Source organism: Massilia pinisoli, assembly GCF_024753285.1.
Taxonomy (GTDB): Bacteria; Pseudomonadota; Gammaproteobacteria; order Burkholderiales; family Burkholderiaceae_D; genus Telluria; species Telluria pinisoli.
Window position 1 is genome coordinate 147,602 of the sequence record NZ_JANUGW010000015.1, and the last position, 19,404, is coordinate 167,005.

Here is a 19,404-nt window from a genome sequence, read left to right on the forward strand (position 1 = left end):
GCGACTTGACGTCGTCAGGCGCGCTTGTAGATGTCCTCGAAGCGGACGATGTCGTCCTCGCCGAGGTAGCTGCCCGATTGCACTTCGATGAGGTGCAGCGGCAGCTTGCCCGGGTTTTCCAGGCGGTGCGTCATGCCGATGGGGATATACGTGGACTCGTTCTCGGACAGCAGCATGACGTTGTCGCCGCACGTCACGCGCGCCGTGCCCGACACGACGATCCAGTGCTCGGCGCGGTGGTGGTGCATCTGCAGCGACAGCTTTTCGCCCGGCTTCACGCAGATGCGCTTGACCTGGAAGCGGTCGCCCGCGTCGATGCCCTCGTAGTAACCCCAAGGACGGTACACCTTCGTGTGGTACAGGTGTTCCGTGCGCTCGTGGCCCTTCAGGTGGTCGACGACGTTTTTCACGCGCTGGACCATGTCCTTGTGGGCGACGAGCACGGCGTCGGGCGTTTCCACGACGACGAGGTCCTTCACGCCGACGACGGCCACGATGCGGCTCTCGGCGCGCACGAGCGAGTTGCTCGTGCTGTCGAGGTAGACGTCGCCGCGCACGGCATTGCCGCTCGCGTCCTTCTCCTGCACGTCGGCCAGCGCGGACCACGAACCGACGTCGCTCCAGCCGATGTCGGCCGCGACGACGACGCCGTCGCGCGTGTGTTCCATCACGGCGTAGTCGATCGAATCGGACGGGCTCGCGCTGAACGCGGCTTCGTCCAGGCGGCAGAAGTCGAGGTCACGGTACGCGGACTGCACGGCGCCGGCGGCTGCCTGGGCGATTGCGGGCGCATGCTGTTCGATCTCGGCCAGGAAGCGGTCGGCGCGGAACATGAACATACCGCTGTTCCAGTAGTAGCTGCCGTCGGCGACGAAGCTCGCCGCGGTGTCGCGGTCGGGCTTTTCGACGAAGCGCTCGACCTTGTAGCAATCGTCGCAGCCCGGCAGCGGCTCGCCGCGGCGGATGTAGCCATAGCCCGTTTCCGGGGCGCTCGGCACGATGCCGAACGTGGCGAGCCCGCCTTGCTCGACCTGGTCGGCGGCGCGCTCGACGGCGATGCGGAACGCTTCGTTCTTCTCGATCACGTGGTCTGCGGGCAGCACAAGCATCACTGCGTCGGGATCCTGCGCGTGCAGGAAGCGCGCGGCCGCCGCGACGGCCGGGGCCGTGTTGCGGCCGGTGGGCTCGAGCAGGATGCCGTGCGGCGTGATGCCGACGTCACGCATCTGCTCGGCGACGAGGAAGCGGTGCTCGTTGCCGCACACGATCAATGGTGCCATCAACCCCGGCCAGCCGCGCACGCGCAGCGCGGTTTCCTGCAGCATCGTCTTCTCCGTCACGAGCGGCAGCAGCTGCTTGGGCATGACGGCCCGCGACAACGGCCACAAACGGGTACCGGCGCCGCCGGAGAGGATGACTGGGTAAATTTTCATGCGTTGACTTTCTCGATTGCCTTGACTGTTTCTTCGGCTTGTTCTTTGCGCCGGCTGCGGCGGCGATCGCGCGCGTTCAGCCACTCCGACGACCCGTATTCGGACGAGTGCTTCATCTCGCCGGCCCGGTCGATGCTGTAGTCCTTGAACACGATCATTTCATGCAGGGTCACGTCGTTCAGCACGCGAGTGTACTCGAAAAGCACACTGCGGACGACTTCGGCGCCCTCGCAGATATGGCTGCCATGGCCGATCCACGTGGGCCCGATGATCGTCGCGCCGGCCTCGATCTTGACCCCGGAGCCGATGTAGACGGGCCCCTTGATGGTCGTGCCCCGCCAGTCGATGCTCGTGTTCAAGCCCGTCCACAGGCCGGGCTCGATCTGGATGCCCGGCACGTCCATATGATTGACCTCACCCGTCAGCACGTTCTGCAGTACTTCCCAGTAATCGCTCACGCTGCCGATATCGAGCCAGTTGAACGGGCGGCCCTGGGCATAAAACGGCATGCCCTTTTCCGCCAGCAGCGGGAACAGCTGCGAACCGATGTCGAATTCCACGCCCGACGGGATCAGGTCGATCACTTCCGGCTCGAACAGATAGATGCCCGTGCTGATGAAATTCGACAGCGCGTCTTCCTGCTTCGGCTTTTCCTGGAATTGCGTGATGCGGCCGTTCTGGTCGGTCACGACGACGCCATAGCTCGACACCTTGTCCCACGGGACTTCCTTCGTGATGACGGACGCCATGGCCCCCTTGCGGCGGTGCTCCGCCAGCGCGGCCTTGAGGTCGAGGTCGATCAGCGCGTCGCCGCACAGGACGATGGTCGTGTCGTCGAAGAAGCCGCCGAATTCCTGGATCTTCTTCATGCCGCCGGCCGAGCCGATCGGCACCGCGACGACTTCGCCGTCTTCCTTCGTGTAACCCTCGAACGAATAGCCGATCTGGACGCCGTATTGCTCGCCCTCGCCGAAGTATTCCTCGATCTTCTCGTGCAAATGGCTGACGTTCACCATGATCTCCGTCACGCCGTGCTTGCGCAGGTGCTCGATCAGGTAGGCCATCACGGGCTTGCCCAGCACGGGGATCATCGGTTTCGGCAGGTCGTAAGTGAGCGGACGTACGCGCGTACCTTTGCCTGCTGCAAGAATCATCGCTTTCATGGTTCGGTCCTCATACGTTTATTTTGGGGTAGTTTGGTAGCGCCAGGAATCGGCGCACATCTGAGCGATGTCACGCTGCGCAGTCCATCCCAGCTCCTCGCGCGCTTTCGTCGGGTCGGCGTAGCACTTGGCAATGTCGCCTGGGCGACGGTCCACGATCTGGTACGGAATCGGCTTGCCGCACGCCTTCTCGAACGCGTGCACCATTTCCAGCACGCTGTTGCCGTTGCCGGTGCCGAGGTTGTACGTGTACAGGCCTGCGGCCTGCCCAAGCTTGTCCAGCGTCTTCACGTGGCCGACGGCCAGGTCGACGACGTGGATGTAGTCGCGCATGCCGGTGCCGTCCGGGGTCGGATAGTCGCCGCCGTAGACGGACAGCTTCTCGCGCTGGCCGTTGGCGACCTGGGCGATGTACGGCACGAGGTTGTTCGGGATGCCGTTCGGCTCTTCGCCGATCAGGCCGCTTTCATGGGCGCCGACCGGGTTGAAATAGCGCAGCAGCGCGATGCGCCAGTCGGGCTCGGCCTTGAAGACGTCGCGCAGGATGTCTTCGATCATCAGCTTGCTGCGGCCATACGGATTGGTGGCCGACAGCGGGAAATCCTCCTTGATCGGCACCGAGGCCGGATCGCCGTAGACGGTCGCCGACGACGAGAACACGAGGGTCTTGCAACCGAACTTGGCCATCGTCTCGAACAGCGCCACGCTGCCGTAGACGTTGTTGTCGTAGTAGCGCAGCGGCTGCGCCACCGATTCGCCGACCGCCTTCAGGCCGGCGAAGTGGATCACGGCGTCGATCTTGTGCGCGCCGAACACGGCTTCCATCGCCGCGCGGTCGCGGATGTCGCCTTCGACGAAGACGAACGGCTTGCCGGTGATCTTTTGCACGCGGTCTTGCACGGAGCGCACCGCGTTGTACAGGTTGTCGTACACCACCACGTCATGGCCGGCGTTCTGCAGTTCCACGACCGTGTGCGAACCGATGTAACCCATGCCGCCAGTAACCAGAATCTTCATGAATGTTCTTCTTTCTCAAAAAATGTTGCTGCCGCCTTGACCCCTGGTCCGGCGTGCATCGTTTTTTAGCGGCGCGAGCATCGGGCCCGCGCCATCCCTGTCGGTGTTTTGGTGTACTGCTGCCTCGCGGACGCTATCGTGCGCCCTGCGCTTATTTATCTATCTCGTCAGCCGCGGACTTCCCTGGTCAGGATGTCCACGATCCGTTCCGCCGCACGGCCGTCCCACAGGTGCGGCCGGCGGCCCTGCTTGCCTTCGCCGCGCAGGATCTTCCGTGCTTCGGCGACGATCACGGCCGGGTCGGTGCCGGCCAGGACGTTCGAACCTTCGTCCACGGTCACGGGGCGTTCCGTGTTCTCGCGGATCGTTACGCACGGCACGCCCAGCGCCGTCGTTTCTTCCTGCAGGCCGCCGCTGTCCGTCAGCACGACGGCCGCGTCCTTCCACAGGTTCAGGAACGCCATGTAGGCCTGCGGGCCCGCCAGCGTGATGTTCGGGCCCAGGTCGATGCCGAATTTCTCCAGGTTCGCGCGGGTGCGCGGATGCACGGGGAAGATCAGCGGCAGGTCCGCCGCGATGTCCTTCAACGCCCCGGCGATGCGCGTGAACATGGCCGCGTCGTCCACGTTGCTGGGACGGTGCAGGGTGACGACGCCGTAGCGCTGGCCGGCCTGCTGGCGCGCGGTCTTCCACGCGCTCGTCTCGAAGCCGGACGTGTCCGTGCGCGTCAGCTTGTCGGCCTGGTACAGCACGTTGTCGACCATCACGTGGCCGACATAGTGGATCGCCTCTTCCTTCTTGCCTTCGCGGCGCAGGTGCTCGACGGCCGCAGGCTCCGTGACGAAGAACCAGTCGGAGATGCTGTCCGTGACGAGGCGGTTGATTTCTTCCGGCATCGCCATGTCGAAGCTGCGCAGGCCTGCCTCGACGTGGGCGACGGGGATGTTGAGCTTCTTGGCGACGATCGAGCATGCAAGCGTGGAATTCACGTCACCGACGACGAGCACGGCATCCGGACGCTCGCCCTGGCACAGTTCCTCGAAGCCGATCATGATCTTGGCCGTCTGCTGGGCGTGGCTGCCGCCGCCGGCGGCCATGAACACGTCCGGCTGCGGGATGCCGAGCTCCTCGAAGAACACGTCGTTCATCTCGCGGTCGTAGTGCTGGCCCGTGTGGATGATCTTGAACGCGGGCGCATCCGGACGTGCCTGCAGCGCGCGCACGATCGGCGCGATCTTCATGAAATTGGGGCGGGCGCCGGCGACCAGATAGATAAGCATGAGAAAACGATCCCTTGTTTAGTTATGGAAAAACACTGTTAGAAAAACGCTATTGTAAACTTGCACTCGACCGGGACGGCGGACGATACGGCGCTGATCTTCAGCACGTCGCACGGCTGCATGCTTTCCGCGCTCCCCGCATACCAGCCGAGCGGCGGATTTTCGTGGCCGCGCACCAGTTCCAGTTTGAGGTCCGCCCCGTGCGCATGCATCTGCAAGGTGAAGCGTTTGCCCCGTACGTGCAGGCCGGAACTGTTCAGCCGCACGTCCAGGCCGGGCGCGAAATGCCAGAACAATTCGAACTGGTGGTGCTTCTTCGCGGCGATCTCGTCGCGCACGATCAGCGTGGCGCTCGCGGCGTCGTAGCGGACGCTGCGCATGTGCCGCACCGGATCCGCCAGGCGCTCGTAGCCGTCGTGCGCGCCGCGGAAATCGAACTCGTGCGGCGACTGCGGCATGCGCTCGATCGACGCCCTCGCCTTTTTCAGCCACATGAAACGTCCGCCGGACACCGACTGGTCGAGCCCGTCGATGCGCACCGTGTTGTGCGCCGACGTGCCGCGGAAATACTCGCGCCACTTCGGCTCCTGCCACGACGAATACGAGCCGGGATCGACGAGGCATTCCTCGCCGCCGATGGACAAGGTCAGCGCCAGCGCATCCGCGTGGCCATGCGCGGCGAAGCCGAGGTAGCCGAGCGGTCCGCAATCAACCATGCCCTTGATCTCGTTGGGCTCGCCGAAGTGCGAGCCGAACAGCAGGTAGCCGCCGTCCGGGAAGGCCCAGCCCGTCCCGGACTCGTGCGGGTCTGCCTCCGGCCGCTTGCCGGGCACCGTGTGCAGCAGCCAGCGCACACCAGGATGCGCGGGCGCGAGCCGGTGCAGCACGGCGTCGCCGAGCGCCAGCAATTGCTCGATGCGGTTGCCGCCGGGCGCGTCGAGACGGAACGCGAGGCCGGCATCGGTATCGCCCACTCGCGGCACGTTGCCGCCCACGTCGCGCACGGAACGGAGAAAGCGCTGCGCGCGCTGCAACGCCGTCCAGTAGGCGCGCGAGAACGGGTGGTCGCACGCCTGGCCGACGAGGCCCGCGACGAACAGGCACTCCAGCGCGAACACGTGGTAGGCGAACGCCTGCTCGCGGTTGACGCCGTCGCGCGAGAACTGGACCTGCGCCTCGTGCTCCAGTTCGCGCCGCGCCTGCTCCAGCCACGCGCCGGACGCATCCCAGCACGGCCACACGGACGCCCCCACGTACAGCCCGGCCAGCTCGCCGATCAAATGGTGATTGGCGGACGAATGGCGCGACAGGTTGCGCGCGATCGCGCTGCAATGGGCGTGGATCGAATCGAGCCAGTCGGCGCGCAGGCGTCCGCCCTCCTCGCCCGCGAACAGGTCGCTGCCCTCGCCGCCGACCAGCTGCCACACGAGCCCCCAGTTGACGAGGCGGATGCCGAGTTCCAGCGAGCTCGTCCAATTAGGGCCCACGAGCGGCGGGCACTGGTCGAGCCAGCTGCGCAGCTGCGTGTGCAGCGCGTGCAGCCAGGCCGGGTCGCGCGTCAGCGCCCAGGCCTGCGCGAGGCGCACGAGGTGCAGGTGCCGATTCAATTCCCACACGTGCTGGATGTCGCCGACCTGCTCGCGGTTCCCGGTCGCGATGTCGCCGCCGTAGATGCTCGGGCCGACGACGCCGCTGTCCGGATCGCGGTTCCACACGGGCGGCATGCCGACGTCGAAGCGCCGGTGGCCGAACAGGACGACGTGGCCGGCGCAGATGCTGTCGGCGTCGGCCAGCAGCGCCTCGCGCTCCGCCTGCGGCAGCGTGGGGATGCCCTGGACGTTGAACGTGCGGGCATGCGGCAGCGGCGGCGCGGCGCGGGCGCGCACGCGCTTGGCGACGCGCGCGACCGCGGCCCGCCGGATCCGGTAGCCGACTTCGGCCACGGACATGCAGCGCAAACGGTTGACCAGCCAGACCATCCCTGTCGCTTCACTCATCATTGTGTCCCCGCCTGGTGACGGTGCCACGCGGACGGCCGCCCGCGCGCCACCTCGGTTGAGTATTGTTGTTCGATGGATGTGCGCGCACGTGCCGCCAGCCGGTCGCGCAGGGCGGAGCCGCCCGGGAGTGATGCAAGCGCGCTGGCGGGCGCCTGTTCGCGGTGCGCCGCGGCCGGAGGGCCGTCGCGCAGGATGGGGGCAAGCGCTGGACGTCCGGGCCGGTGGCCAGACAGCGCACCACGGAGACCACCGCCGCGCGCGCCTTCGGGCGCAGCGCCGGCCAGCGGACTCCGCGGCGCCGGCGCTTTCACGCGCGCGCCCCTGGGATCATCGTCTTGCGTCGTTGTGACAAGGTATGCACCCTTACAAATTGGACAATATTTCGATAATACATGATGCATTGTCGACAGTGCGCACGCTATGGCGCGCACGTGCCGCCGACGCGGCGAGGCAGGATGCTCGGGGTGTTTCTGTTAGTTTCTACAACATTGTTACACAGAATATCACAGGTCGGCCAGGCATTACATGACGTACGGTACGTCCCGCCGCGCGACGCCGGCGGCGCCGAAGATCCGATTTAACATTTCACGCGTCAGGCGCGATAACAATCCAGGATCCGGGGAATGGCCTGGAACACGTCCAGCGGACAGGTGTCCGGCAGCGGCATCCTCACCGGAGGGCGGCCGAGGACGTCGGCCAGGCGCTGCACGAGGCGGGGCATGGTCTCGGCCAGTTGCAGCTGCCCGTCGTAGTATTGGTAGGCGGCCAGCTCGGGCGTGCCGCCCCGCGCCAGGGCGACGCACGGCTTGCCCAGTGCCAGGGCCTCCATCACCGTGGCGGGACACGCTTCCTCGAGCAGCGACGGCATCACCAGCACGTGGCTGCGCGCCGCCATGCCGATCACGTCGTCGTGCGGCCGCCGGCCGAGGAAGCGCACCTGCGGACCGGCGTGAAGACGTTCGAGGCTCTGGCGCAGCGGCCCGTCGCCGACGACGGTCACCGTCGCGTGGCGCGGCAGCCAGCCCTGCACGTGCGCGAGGAATTCGCCGATGCCCTTGCCCGCATCGATGCGGCCGGCGATCAGGACATCACCCGGCGTGACGTCGCCGGGGGCGGCCGCGTGGTCGCGCAACCGCGCGTATGGGACGAAGTCGTGGATCACGCGCGCACGCGACAGGTCGGCGTCGGGCACGGCGCGCAGGAATGCGCGGCGCAGGAAATCGGAGATGAAGATGGTCTTGTGCCGCGCGAACGCCTCCGAGGCGCCCGAGCGGTAGCGCCCGACGGCGAGGCCGGACACGGTGCGGCGCAGCGAATTCGGTGTCGGGTGCAGGCAGGCGGCGCAATCGCGCACGTCGCGCGTGTCGCACACGTGTTCTTCCTTGAAGCGCAGCCGCGTCACGCATTCGCTGCCCTGGTCGTGGCGCGTCTGGACGAAGTTCACGCCCACGGGCACGTAACGGCCCACCATCGGCAGGTGGCCGTGGTAATGCACGACGTCGTACTGGTCCGCCGCGCGCATCAGCGCTTGCGCGACGCGGCGCGCGAACCAGGGCCGCTTGGCCGGATTGAACAAGCCCAGCTGGGCCTCGTTCCAGCCGGGATGCGCGAAGCCGAAACCGGGCAGCACGCGCCCGTGAAAACCCATGTCGGCGGCGGCGCTTGCGTGCACGCGCTCGCTGCGTCCCATGATGTCGACGACATGCCCTTGGTCGAGCAGCGCGTTCGCCAGCGTGACCACGTGCGCGCCGAGCCCGCTCGTCGGGGCGCCCGGCAGGTCTTCCGATACCATCAGGATCTTCACACCGTATTCCTCATCGACAACAAACCACGCGCGTGCGAGTGTCCAGCCCGCCGCATTACATATACGACGAGCGGGCCGAACGCGGCGCGCGCCTGCGCGGCAGTTTGCCGATGCCGGTGTGCGGGTTATTCGCCTTTGACGCGCGCGTCGAGGCGTTCCCAGCGCTCGAGCGCGTCGAGCAGCAGTTCCTCGATTTCCGCGTAACGGGCATTGATGCGGCGCGCGTCGGCGGGATTCGTCTTGTAGAAGTCGGGGGCATTCAGTTGCGCCGTGATCGCGGACTGCTCGTCTTCGAGGGTGGCGATCAGCTGCGGCAGCTCTTCCAGCTCGCGCTGTTCCTTGTAGCTCAGCTTGACCTTCTTGGCGGCCGCAGCCGGCGCGGCCGGCGGCGCTTCCGCCGCCTTCGCGGGCGCCGCTTTCGGCGCAGGTGCCGGTGCCGGCGCACTCTTCACGCGTTCCCAATCGCTGTAGCCGCCGACGAATTCGCGCCACGTGCCCTGCCCTTCGGACACGATGACTTGCGTGACGACGTTATCGAGGAACGTACGGTCGTGGCTGACGAGGAACACGGTGCCCGTGTAATCCGTCAGCAGCTCTTCCAGCAATTCCAGGGTGTCGATGTCGAGGTCGTTGGTGGGTTCGTCCAGCACGAGGCAGTTCGCGGGCTTGGCGAACAGGCGCGCCAGCAGCAGGCGGTTGCGCTCGCCGCCGGACAGCGATTTCACGGGCGAGCGGGCGCGCTCCGGTGCGAACAGGAAGTCGCCCAGATAGCTCATCACGTGCTTGCGCTGGCCGTTGATCTCGACCCAGTCGCTGCCGGGCGCGATCGTGTCGGCGAGGGTCGCCTCTTCGTTCAGTTGCGCGCGCATCTGGTCGAAGTAGGCGACGTTCAGGCGCGTGCCCAGCTTGACGGTGCCGCCGTCCACGGTCTGTTCGCCGAGGATGATTTTCAACAGCGTCGTCTTGCCCGCGCCGTTCGGACCGATCAGGCCGACCTTGTCACCGCGCATGATCGTGCCGGTGAAGTTCTTGACGATGGTCTTCTCGCCATACGACTTGGAAATGTTTTCCAGTTCCGCGACGATCTTGCCCGAGCGCTCGCCCGTCGCCACGTCGATGCGCACCTGCCCCTGCTGGTCGCGCCGCGCGGCGCGCTGCAGGCGCAAGTCTTCCAGGCGGCGCACGCGGCCTTCGTTGCGGGTGCGGCGGGCTTCCACGCCCTTGCGGATCCACACTTCTTCCTGTGCGAGCACCTTGTCGAACTTGGCGTTCTCCACTTCCTCGATCGCGAGCAGTTCGCGCTTGCGTTCCTGGTACTTGCTGAAATTGCCGGGGAACGACAGCAGGCGACCGCGGTCGAGTTCCACGATGCGCGTGGCGACATTGTCCAGGAAGCGGCGGTCGTGGGTGATGAACAGCACGGAGCCGCGGAATTCGCGCAGCAGGCCTTCGAGCCACTGGATCGACGTGAAGTCCAGGTGGTTCGTCGGCTCGTCCAGCAGCAGCACGTCCGGACCGGACACGAGCGCGACGGCCAGCGCCACGCGCTTCTGCATGCCGCCCGACAAGGTGCCCATCGTCGCGTCGCCCGCGAGGCCCAGGCGGTCCAGCGTGGTCTCCACGCGGTTGCCGAGGTTCCACGCATCCGTCGCGTCGAGCTTCACCTGCAGGTCGTGCATGCGCTCCATCACGGCATCGTCATTGCCCTGGCCGAACTGTCCCGTCAGCGCCTCGTACTCGGCCAGCATCGCCTTCTGGTCGCCCATGCCGGCGGCGACGGCGTCGAACACCGTCATCGCGAGATCGAACACGGGCTCCTGCTCGACGTACGCGATCTTGACGTTCTGCTGCATGACGAGGAGGCCGTCGTCCAGTTTCGAGCGGCCGGAGATGATCTTCAGCAGCGAGGACTTGCCCGTGCCGTTGCGGCCGATGAGACCGACGCGCTCGCCGGCTTCCAGCGAGAAGTCGGCATGGTCGAGCAGCGCCACGTGGCCGAATGCCAGTTGCGCGGAAGTGAGGGAGATGACAGCCATGGTGTGAGCGAAATGAGAAAGCAGGCATTGTACCGAAGGGGACGCGCCTGATGCGGCTGGAGAAGCGGTGAAGGTGGTGTCGCCAGCAGGAATCGAACCTGCATCTAAGTCTTAGGAGGACCTTGTACTATCCATTGTACTATGGCGACACTCTGCGTATTGCAGCCAGCTATTCTACCTGAGTGACGCGCCTCCCACAATCGCCCGGCCGTGCCAGCGGCCGGCCGCCCGCCTTTCCGCGCCTTCATGTTGGGCTTATCGGATAACCCATCCAGCATTATTCACGGCAATAAAAATAACCTGAATAAAACCGCTTTTATTCAAATCTATTCTTTCGAAAGAATTGTAACGTCGTGGCGCGCACGCTGGACCCATTTGCAAAATGCGTGTTATATTTTTTGCCCATCGTTTTAACAATCTGTTTTCTGGGAATGCATCAAACCGGTGCATTACCCCGTCTCGAGATTCACCGGCCACGCGCCGGTGCCGAATCGATATCGCCATGCGTCCACGCTGATTCGCCATTCGCGAAGGGCCGGTCGCATTCTGACTGACAACCATCGTTCTTCCGCGAGATTCCCATGACTACGAATACCCTCAAGTACGATTTGCCGGCCGGCATAGTAGTGTTTCTTGTCGCCTTGCCCCTGTGTCTCGGTATTGCCCTCGCATCGGGCGCCCCTCTGTTTTCCGGGATTATTTCCGGCATTATCGGCGGCATCGTCGTCGGACTCGCGAGCGGCTCGCACACGAGCGTGAGCGGCCCCGCCGCCGGGCTGGCGGCCGTCGTGCTGGCGTCGATCACGAAACTCGGCGCATTCGAGATCCTGCTCGCGGCAATCGTCATTGCCGGCGCCCTCCAATTGATCATGGGCGTCGCCCGCGCCGGCGTCATCGCGAATTACATTCCGTCGAACGTCATCAGGGGACTGCTCGCGGCGATCGGGATCTTATTGATCCTGAAACAGCTGCCACATGCGATCGGCTATGACGCGAACCGCGCGGACGAATCGTCATTTATCCAGGCCAATGGCGAAAATACGTTTTCGGCGATCCTGCACGCATTCGCCGCCATTACGCCGGGCGCGCTGATCATCGCGCTGCTGTCGATGCTCGCGCTCGTGGTTTGGGACAAGACGCCGCTGAAAAACGTCAAATTGCTGCCCGCCCCGCTGTTCGTCGTCGTATTGGGCGTCGCGCTGCAGCTGACGTTTGCGCAGTTTTTCCCGGCACTCGCCATCGCGCCCGCGCACCTCGTCGATATTCCACCGGTCGATACGAATAATCTGGGCGCCTACCTGCAATTGCCCGACCTCGCCCATTTCACGAATCGCGACGTGTGGATCGTCGGCGTCACGATCGCCATCGTCGCATCGCTGGAAACGCTGCTGAACGTCGAGGCCGTCGACAAGCTCGACCCGCACAAGCGCGAGACGCCGCCGAACCGCGAACTCGTCGCGCAAGGCCTCGGCAATATCTGCGCCGGGCTGCTGGGCGGCCTGCCGGTCACGTCCGTCATCGTGCGCAGCTCCGTCAACGTACAGAACGACAACCGGACGAAGGCCTCGAGCGTCATCCACGGCCTCCTGCTGCTCGCCAGTGTGCTTGTGCTTGCGCCGATGCTGAACCTGATCCCGCTCGCGGCGCTGGCCGCCATCCTCATCGTGACGGGCTACAAACTGGCCAAGGTCTCGCTGTTCCGCGACATGTACAAGAAGGGCTGGTCGCAGTTCGTGCCGTTCGTCGTCACCGTCGCCGCCATCGTCCTGACCGACCTGCTGACCGGTGTGCTGATCGGCCTCGCGGCCAGCCTGTTCTACCTGATGCGCAGCCATTTCCGCAATCCTTTCTCGATCGAGCAGTACCGCCTGCACATCGGCGACGTCATCAAGATGGAATTGCCGAACCAGGTGTCGTTCCTGAACAAGGCGACGATCAAGAGCACGCTATGGGAGATTCCCGCCAACGCGAACGTGCTGATCGACGCGTCCGCCACGGACTACATCGACAACGACGTGCTGGAAATTATCGACGACTACCGCGTCGTGGCGGCCGAACGCAACGTCCGCCTGAACGTCATCGGCCTGCGCGACGAATACCGCCTGCAGGACCCGATCCAGTTCGTCCCCGCCCTCGACCGCGACACGCAGACGAAGCTGCGCCCCGACGACGTGCTGCAACTGCTGCGCGACGGCAACGAGCGCTTCCGCTCGGGCCGCACGACGAACAAGTACTACCTGCACCAGGCCGAGGCGACGACGTCCGGCCAGCATCCGATGGCCGTCGTCGTCAACTGCATCGATTCGCGCACGTCGCCGGAAATCATCTTCGACGCGGGTATCGGCGACCTGCTGACGGTGCGCATCGCCGGCAACGTGATCAGCCGCGAGATCATCGGCAGCCTGGAAATCGCGCACAAGCTGGGCGCCAAGCTGATCGTCGTGAAGGGCCACTCGAGCTGCGGCGCCATCGGCCTCGCGCTGCAGAACGAAAAAGGGCACAGCGTCGGCGCCATCACCGGCAAGATCCGCAAGGCGATCGACGATTGCCAGTGCGGTGCGCAGCATCCGCCTTCAGGTCCGGCCATGCTGGAGCAAGTCACGCGCCGCAATATCGAGAACTCACTGGACGAGATCATCGCGGGCAGCGCCTTCCTGCGCGAGCGCATCGCGCGCGGCGAGATGGGCCTCGTCGGCGCCTACCACGACATCGCGACGCGGACCGTGCAGTTCGGCGAACTGGTCACCCCGGACCGCATCGACGGCCCCCTCGCCGCCTGATGCCGGCCGGCGCCAGGCCGCTCAGGCGGCTTCGGCGCCGGTCTCCGTGCCCGCTTCGGTGCCCGCTTCGACACCCTGACCCTGGCACAGCAGGGCGCCGACCTTGTCCACCAGCGCGTTCATCGCGAACGGCTTGGTCAGGATCTCCATCTGCGCGGGCAGCTTCTCGTTCTTCATGACGGTGCTTTCCGCATAACCGGTCACCATCAGCACCGGAAGTTGCGGCCATTGTGTGCGCACGTGGTCGGCCAACTGGCGGCCATTCATGCCGTTGGGCAGGCCTACGTCCGTCACGAGCATGTCGGGCCGCGTCTCCTTCAGCAGGCGCAGTGCCTGCGGGGCATCGCAGGCGGCGAGCACCGTGTAGCCCTGCAGTTCCAGCACTTCGCTCATCACGGCGCGGATGTCGTCCTCGTCGTCGACGACCATCACGACACCCTTGCGCGTGCCCGCCGCCAGCGGCGGCTCGGCGTCCTGGCCGGCCGCCGGCGCCGTCTCGACGAGGTGGCGCGGCAGCAGCAGCCGGACTTCCGTGCCCTGCCCCGGCAGCGATTCGATGCGCACGTTGCCGCCGGACTGGTGCGCGAAGCCATACACCATCGACAGGCCCAGGCCCGTCCCCTGCCCCATCGGCTTGGTCGTGAAGAACGGGTCGAACGCGCGCGCCACGACGTCGGGCGCCATGCCTGCTCCGTTGTCGCGCACGCTCACCTGCACGTATTCGCCGGGCCGCAGATCGCCGTGGCGGCGCGCCTGCGCGGGCGTCAGGGTGACGTTTTCCGTCTCGATGACGAGCAGGCCGCCTTCCGGCATCGCGTCGCGCGCATTGTTCGCGAGGTTCAGCAGCGCGCTTTCCAGCTGGTTCGGATCGCACAACGTCGTCCACAGCGACGTCGCCAGCCGGGTGCGCACGGCGATGGCGGGGCCGGCCGCGCGCTCGATCAGGTCCGTCATCGACATCACGAGCGCGTTGACGCTGGTCGGCTTCGGATCGAGCGCCTGCCGGCGCGAGAACGCCAGCAGCCGGTGCGTGAGCGCCGCGGCGCGCTGCGTCACGCCGAGGGCGGCGTCGATGCGCGTGGGCAGGTCGCCGGTCTGGCCCATGCGCAGCCGCAGCTTCATCAGTTCCAGGTGGCCCGTGACGCCAGCCAGCATATTGTTGAAATCGTGCGCGAGGCCGCCCGTCAGCTGGCCCACGGCTTCCATCTTCTGCGCCTGGCGCAGTGCTTCCTCGGCCTGGCGCAGCGCGTCGGCCTGGTGCTTTTCCGCCGTGATGTCGCGCGCGACGCCGTACAGCAGCTCGCCTTCCGGCGAAATGGTCCAGGACACCCAGCGGTACGAGCCGTCCTTGTGCTGCACCCGCACTTCATAGCCGACGAGTGGCGTGCCGGCGGCCAGCAGGTGCATCTTGTCCAGCACGTCGTCGCGGTCTTCCGGGTACACGAGTTCCAGGAACGGGCGCGTCGTCGCCTCTTCCGCCGTCCAGCCGAACGATGCCGTGAACGCCGGGTTCACGGTGAGGAAGCGGCCCGTGGCCAGCGACGCCGCGCACATCACGTCGGGCGAAATGCGCCACAGCCGTTCGCGGTCGCTCGCGTGCGCGGCGACCTGGTGCGTCAAGGCGTCATTCAGCCGCCGCAGCGTATCTTCCTTCTGGCGCAGCGTCGCGAGCGCGCGTACCTTGCCCGTCGTCTCCGTCACCGTGCACAGGATGCCGCCGACTGTGCCGTCGTCGTCGCGCACGGGACTGCACGAGAACGTGAACCAGGCCTGCTCCGGGTAGCCGTGACGCTCCATCAGCACGGGCATGTCCTCGTAATAGCTGGCCTCGCCGGCATAGGCCTTCGCGGCGATGGGGCCGACCGTGTCCCACACTTCCGGCCACACGGTGCCGAACGGCAGGCCCAGCGCGGCCTTGTCGCCGAGCAGCGGTGTGTACGCGTCGTTATGAAAACTGATCAGGTCCGGCCCCCACGCGAGCAGCGAGGGGAAGCGGGAATTCAACGTGAGGCCGAGTGCCGTGCGCAGGGCGGCGGGCCAGTCTTCGATGGGTCCGAGCGGCGTCGCGCGCCAGTCGCGTTGGGCGATGCGCGCAGCCATCTGGCCGCCACCCGTGAGGAAGGTCAGGCTGGGAGTTACCGTGGTCTTCATAATCCTCGCTCATGCAATCCCTGGTCAATGGCCGCTCCCGGCGGTCTGCGCCGCCGTGCAAAGTCGACTATTTTAATGACAAGCAGATGACGGACGGCGCGCGCTTGGCGCGGTCCGCACGGGGCAAAAAAGACGCCCCGCAAAGTTGCCGTACTGCCTGGGAATGGATGCACGCCGGCCACGGCAAAGGACCAGTATGCCGCATTCTGACAACGTGTGAAGGGTAGTTTTACAACAATCTTATGACAATTTTTCGCATTTTCCAGTGGGAATTTAATATGTCTGGAAAACCAGTTGCTTACCACGATGACACCAAGTTGAACCAATCCGTCACGACACCATTCACCATCCGGGGCTGTCGTTGGCTTCCGGTCGGTGTATTCTTTACGCGCACCGGCTGCGCTCCGAAGTTGGTAGGATTGAGGTGGACTAACTCTTGCCCTCATCGAGGGAGAACGACAGGCGTCTCAGTCTGTTCGCCTAGCAACTGAACTCGACAGCTAATTGAGCGTCATCATAGAAATCTGGCACCTGCAACGGGTGTGGAACGATTGGCCTAAACAGACAAACGTGAGCGATTTGATGAAAAAACATGCTGGCTTTTACGATGAAGACTTTTACAGGGGGCAGATGGATGGCTCCTATCGAAGCGGAAAAAGATATGTCTCGGAATTGCTGTCGATTTACAAGCCCGACAGCGTTATCGACATCGGGTGCGGCAGAGGCACCTGGCTGAAAGCATTTGGTGAGATTGGCTCAACTTTACTCGTCGGAATCGACGGGGAATGGAATAGTCAAGCAAATATGGCTGACCAGTCCATTCGCTTCTTTCCGAAGGATCTAAATCTGCCAATCAAGGTACCTGAGTTCGATCGATTTGACTTGGCAATGTCTGTAGAGGTTGCCGAACATTTAGCGCCGGCGTCGGCGGATCAATTCGTGCAATCTCTGACAAATCTTTCCGATGCTATCTTGTTCGGGGCTGCTTATACCGAACAAGGCGGCACGAATCATATCAACGAGCAGCCGCACACTTATTGGGCTGAAAAATTCTGTCAGAAAGGTTATTTTCCCTTTGACTTATTCAGAGAAAAATTTTGGGGAGACAGCGAAATTCCTTACTGGTATCAACAGAACACTTTTCTCTATGTAAAAGAAAATTCCGATCTTTACCGAAGCCTTATTAGCAAAGGAAGACACCCTTTAAAGAATCTTAATTTTTTGAATTGTGTGCATCCGAGCCTTTATCTAACACGTGTCAATAGAAAGCAAGATCCTGTCTTGATCAGAGCCTTCCGAAAACTGACACCCGAGCCGCTTCGCCCCCTCGCCAAAGCCATTAATAAAAGAATCTTTAAGATTGGCATATGACAATCTGAGAAGTTGAGCAGCTGATCAATGCGATGTTCGCCGGCTCGATCCCGATTAACCGTCCGTTCGTGGTGACGGCAGTCGGCTTCGGTTGTGCCGGCCATCCGAAGTCATGCTGGATATCCTGCCGGTACCGCAGCGAGGCGCATTTACGAAGAGGATGGCGAACCTGTTGTCGGCGTATAAAGAACGCGAATCAAATGACTAAAGAGCGCGTAACAAAAGCCCTTCTTGTCGTCAGAGCAACAAGGTCCTACACTGAGCCGTTCCGAACGTCTGCAGCGACTAGCAGCCTGTCGTGACAGTCCGAGAGTTCGTCTGTCCGGCAGCATGCTATGCTGGCTCGACCGCGGCCGCTGTCCTATCGCTTGAATTATCGAGTATGTAAAATCGGGGACTGCATTCACTGGACCTGCACAAGGCTTACATTTGATAACTGCTTCGACAGCACAGGGCACATATCGGCGATCAACCACAGCATTGTTGTTGTCTTTGCTGGCGCATGCGTTCTTGTTGAGCATTTCGCTCGGCGGGCAATCGTTGGGGATGCCGGGTTTCACCTTTTTTTGGGAAGCGCGACGACTTCGCGCAGACGGGCTACATGTCCGACTGGCGCCGCCATTACCGCAAGTGCCGGCCCCTCCCGCTCCAGTGCGCGAGCCCGTCAGTGAAGTTGCGACTCCCTCGTCACACCTTCGCCCGGCCCCAACAGAGTTGGCGTCGGCGCCCGTCGTGGCGCACAAGGTGATCGCCAACGTGGTCCCTCCAAAAAGCCTGCCTTCCGAACCCAGAGAGTTCAGGAAAGCGGAAGGACTTGTGATGAAGCCGATCGAGCAGCCGGAGCCATCAGCACAGGCCGAAGAGCAGGTACCTGCCGACGTAGAGCGGGCGCGGCAAGTGGAGATTCTCGCCAACACTCAACGTGAAGCACGGCGGCAGGAAGAGCTGCGGCGCGAAGCGGCATTGGCTGAGCAGGAGGCACAGCAGGAAGCGACAAGGACCGAGGCAGCCAAGCAAGAGCTTGCGAAGTTGGAAGCGAAGCAGGAAGAGGCAAGACAAGAGTTGGTTAGGCAAGAAGCGGCAAAACAGGAGCTGGCGAAGGAAGAAGCGCTGAAGCAGGAGACCGCGCGACAGCAGGCCGCCGATGTTGAAACGGCCCGTCTGGAAGCCGCAAAGCAGGAACAAGCGCGGCAGCAGGCAGCCCGTATTGATGCGGCACGTCAGGAAGCCGCGCAGCAGGAGCTCGCCGGACGGGAAGCTGCAAAGCGGGAAGAAGCACGGCAGGAAGAGGTCCGGCAAGAGGCGGCACGGCAAGATGCAGCACGGCAAGAGGCGGCACGGCAAGAGGCGGCACGGCAAGAGGCGGCACGGCAAGAGGAAGCACGGCAAGAGGAAGCACGGCAAGAGGAAGCACGGCAAGAGGCAGCACGGCAAGAGGCGGCACGGCAGGAACTCGCGAAAAAGGAACAGGTACTGGCTGAGCGCGCCGCAGAGGAATCGGCGCGCGAAGAGCGGCTACGTCAGATCGGCAAGCAACTCGACCTCGAACGGGCGCAACGCGAAAACGCGGTGAACCGCCAGGCGAACTCGCCGTTGCCGACTGCGAGCAGCCTGCGTCGGCGATGGATGTTCGGCCGTGCGGACCCGGACGGGGATCTGGTGTTGTACGCAGACGCGATGAGCCGGAAAATCGAGCTGAACATGACGATCGACATGGTGCGTGAGCTGCTCAAGCAGCCGCATACACAACCCACCGTGACGATTGCGGTGCGCGCTGACGGTTCCGTGGAGAAGGTGACGTTTGAAGTGTCGAGCGGCGTTCCGGCTCTCGACGATGCCATACGCAAGGTCATTGCCAGCCAAGCACCCTATGGGGCGTTCTCGCCCTCGCTGGCGCGCCAGTATGACGTCATCGAAATCCGCCGCACCTGGGTTTTCGACTATGCCATCCGCCTTCAATAAGCGCTCTCGGTCGGTTCCTGCCGGTCGTGACACTGCGTGATTTTTTCTTTGCCGACTGGCCCGACTACGGCCGTTCCTGACCGTCTGATGTTCGGCTTGCTATGCTGAGCTGGCCGGCCGATGACGGCCAGAAGCGGCCACTGGATTTTTAACCCCTAAGGGAATCCCCACAATGCGCGATCCTGCCAGAATTGACGAGGTACTGGAACTGCTGCGCGAAGTATGGACACTTGAGCCCGATCTACGGTTGGGGCAGCTCATCTACAACGCCGCACGGATTCGCGAGCCCAGTTTAAGTGATGTATTTTCAATCGAAGACAGCAGTCTTTATAAGGGACTGGTTCGCTACCTTGAGCAGATTCAGGTTGATAGATCTTTAAAGTCGACCGGTGAATGACTGCTATGGG

General features: G+C 63.9%; 12 protein-coding genes and 1 tRNA gene. 4 read left to right on the forward strand and 9 right to left on the reverse strand.

Features of this window, described 5'->3' with window-relative positions:
* Window positions 1-14 precede the first annotated feature (14 nt).
* The 8 genes from NX784_RS19460 to NX784_RS19495 form a co-directional block, all read right to left on the reverse strand.
* Complete coding sequence (locus NX784_RS19460; RefSeq protein WP_258818347.1) at window positions 15-1,433, reverse strand: mannose-1-phosphate guanylyltransferase/mannose-6-phosphate isomerase; 1,419 nt, start codon at window positions 1,431-1,433, stop codon at window positions 15-17.
* Window positions 1,430-2,596 carry a nucleotidyltransferase family protein gene (locus tag NX784_RS19465; RefSeq protein ID WP_258818348.1) on the reverse strand — a complete coding sequence of 389 codons (1,167 nt, stop codon included), beginning with the start codon at window positions 2,594-2,596 and terminating at the stop codon, window positions 1,430-1,432. The genes NX784_RS19460 and NX784_RS19465 overlap by 4 nt, the downstream gene beginning before the upstream one ends.
* A gap of 18 nt (window positions 2,597-2,614) precedes the next feature.
* Window positions 2,615-3,613: a UDP-glucose 4-epimerase GalE gene (gene galE / locus NX784_RS19470; protein WP_258818349.1), complete on the reverse strand. Its 999-nt coding sequence runs from the start codon at window positions 3,611-3,613 to the stop codon at window positions 2,615-2,617.
* A gap of 167 nt (window positions 3,614-3,780) precedes the next feature.
* Window positions 3,781-4,893 carry a non-hydrolyzing UDP-N-acetylglucosamine 2-epimerase gene (gene wecB, locus NX784_RS19475; RefSeq protein ID WP_258818350.1) on the reverse strand — a complete coding sequence of 371 codons (1,113 nt, stop codon included), beginning with the start codon at window positions 4,891-4,893 and terminating at the stop codon, window positions 3,781-3,783.
* Window positions 4,894-4,931: 38 nt separating this feature from the next.
* Window positions 4,932-6,890, reverse strand: a complete 1,959-nt coding sequence (locus tag NX784_RS19480; RefSeq protein ID WP_258818351.1) for a heparinase II/III family protein — start codon at window positions 6,888-6,890, stop codon at window positions 4,932-4,934.
* 595 nt (window positions 6,891-7,485) lie between these two features.
* A complete protein-coding gene (locus tag NX784_RS19485; protein ID WP_258818352.1) occupies window positions 7,486-8,697 on the reverse strand; it encodes a glycosyltransferase family 4 protein in 1,212 nt (403 codons plus the stop codon).
* A gap of 125 nt (window positions 8,698-8,822) precedes the next feature.
* A complete protein-coding gene (locus NX784_RS19490) occupies window positions 8,823-10,733 on the reverse strand; it encodes an ATP-binding cassette domain-containing protein (protein ID WP_258818353.1) in 1,911 nt (636 codons plus the stop codon).
* Between the two features lie 74 nt (window positions 10,734-10,807).
* Window positions 10,808-10,882, reverse strand: a tRNA-Arg gene (locus tag NX784_RS19495).
* A 432-nt stretch (window positions 10,883-11,314) separates the two neighbouring features.
* Here NX784_RS19495 and NX784_RS19500 point away from each other — a divergent pair.
* Window positions 11,315-13,513: a bifunctional SulP family inorganic anion transporter/carbonic anhydrase gene (locus NX784_RS19500; RefSeq protein WP_258818354.1), complete on the forward strand. Its 2,199-nt coding sequence runs from the start codon at window positions 11,315-11,317 to the stop codon at window positions 13,511-13,513.
* Between the two features lie 21 nt (window positions 13,514-13,534).
* On the opposite strand, the gene NX784_RS19505 is transcribed toward NX784_RS19500, so the two are convergent.
* Window positions 13,535-15,664, reverse strand: a complete 2,130-nt coding sequence (locus tag NX784_RS19505) for a hybrid sensor histidine kinase/response regulator (protein ID WP_258818355.1) — start codon at window positions 15,662-15,664, stop codon at window positions 13,535-13,537.
* Between the two features lie 504 nt (window positions 15,665-16,168).
* On the opposite strand from NX784_RS19505, the gene NX784_RS19510 reads away from it, so the two are divergent.
* The 3 genes from NX784_RS19510 (at window position 16,169) to NX784_RS19525 (ending at window position 19,394) form a co-directional block, all read left to right on the forward strand.
* Entirely contained in the window at window positions 16,169-17,035 is an 867-nt protein-coding gene (locus NX784_RS19510; RefSeq protein ID WP_258818356.1) for a methyltransferase domain-containing protein, read from the forward strand.
* A gap of 819 nt (window positions 17,036-17,854) precedes the next feature.
* Entirely contained in the window at window positions 17,855-18,997 is a 1,143-nt protein-coding gene (locus tag NX784_RS19520; RefSeq protein ID WP_258818357.1) for a TonB C-terminal domain-containing protein, read from the forward strand.
* 172 nt (window positions 18,998-19,169) lie between these two features.
* Window positions 19,170-19,394: a DUF1040 family protein gene (locus tag NX784_RS19525; protein WP_258818358.1), complete on the forward strand. Its 225-nt coding sequence runs from the start codon at window positions 19,170-19,172 to the stop codon at window positions 19,392-19,394.
* Window positions 19,395-19,404: the final 10 nt, after the last annotated feature.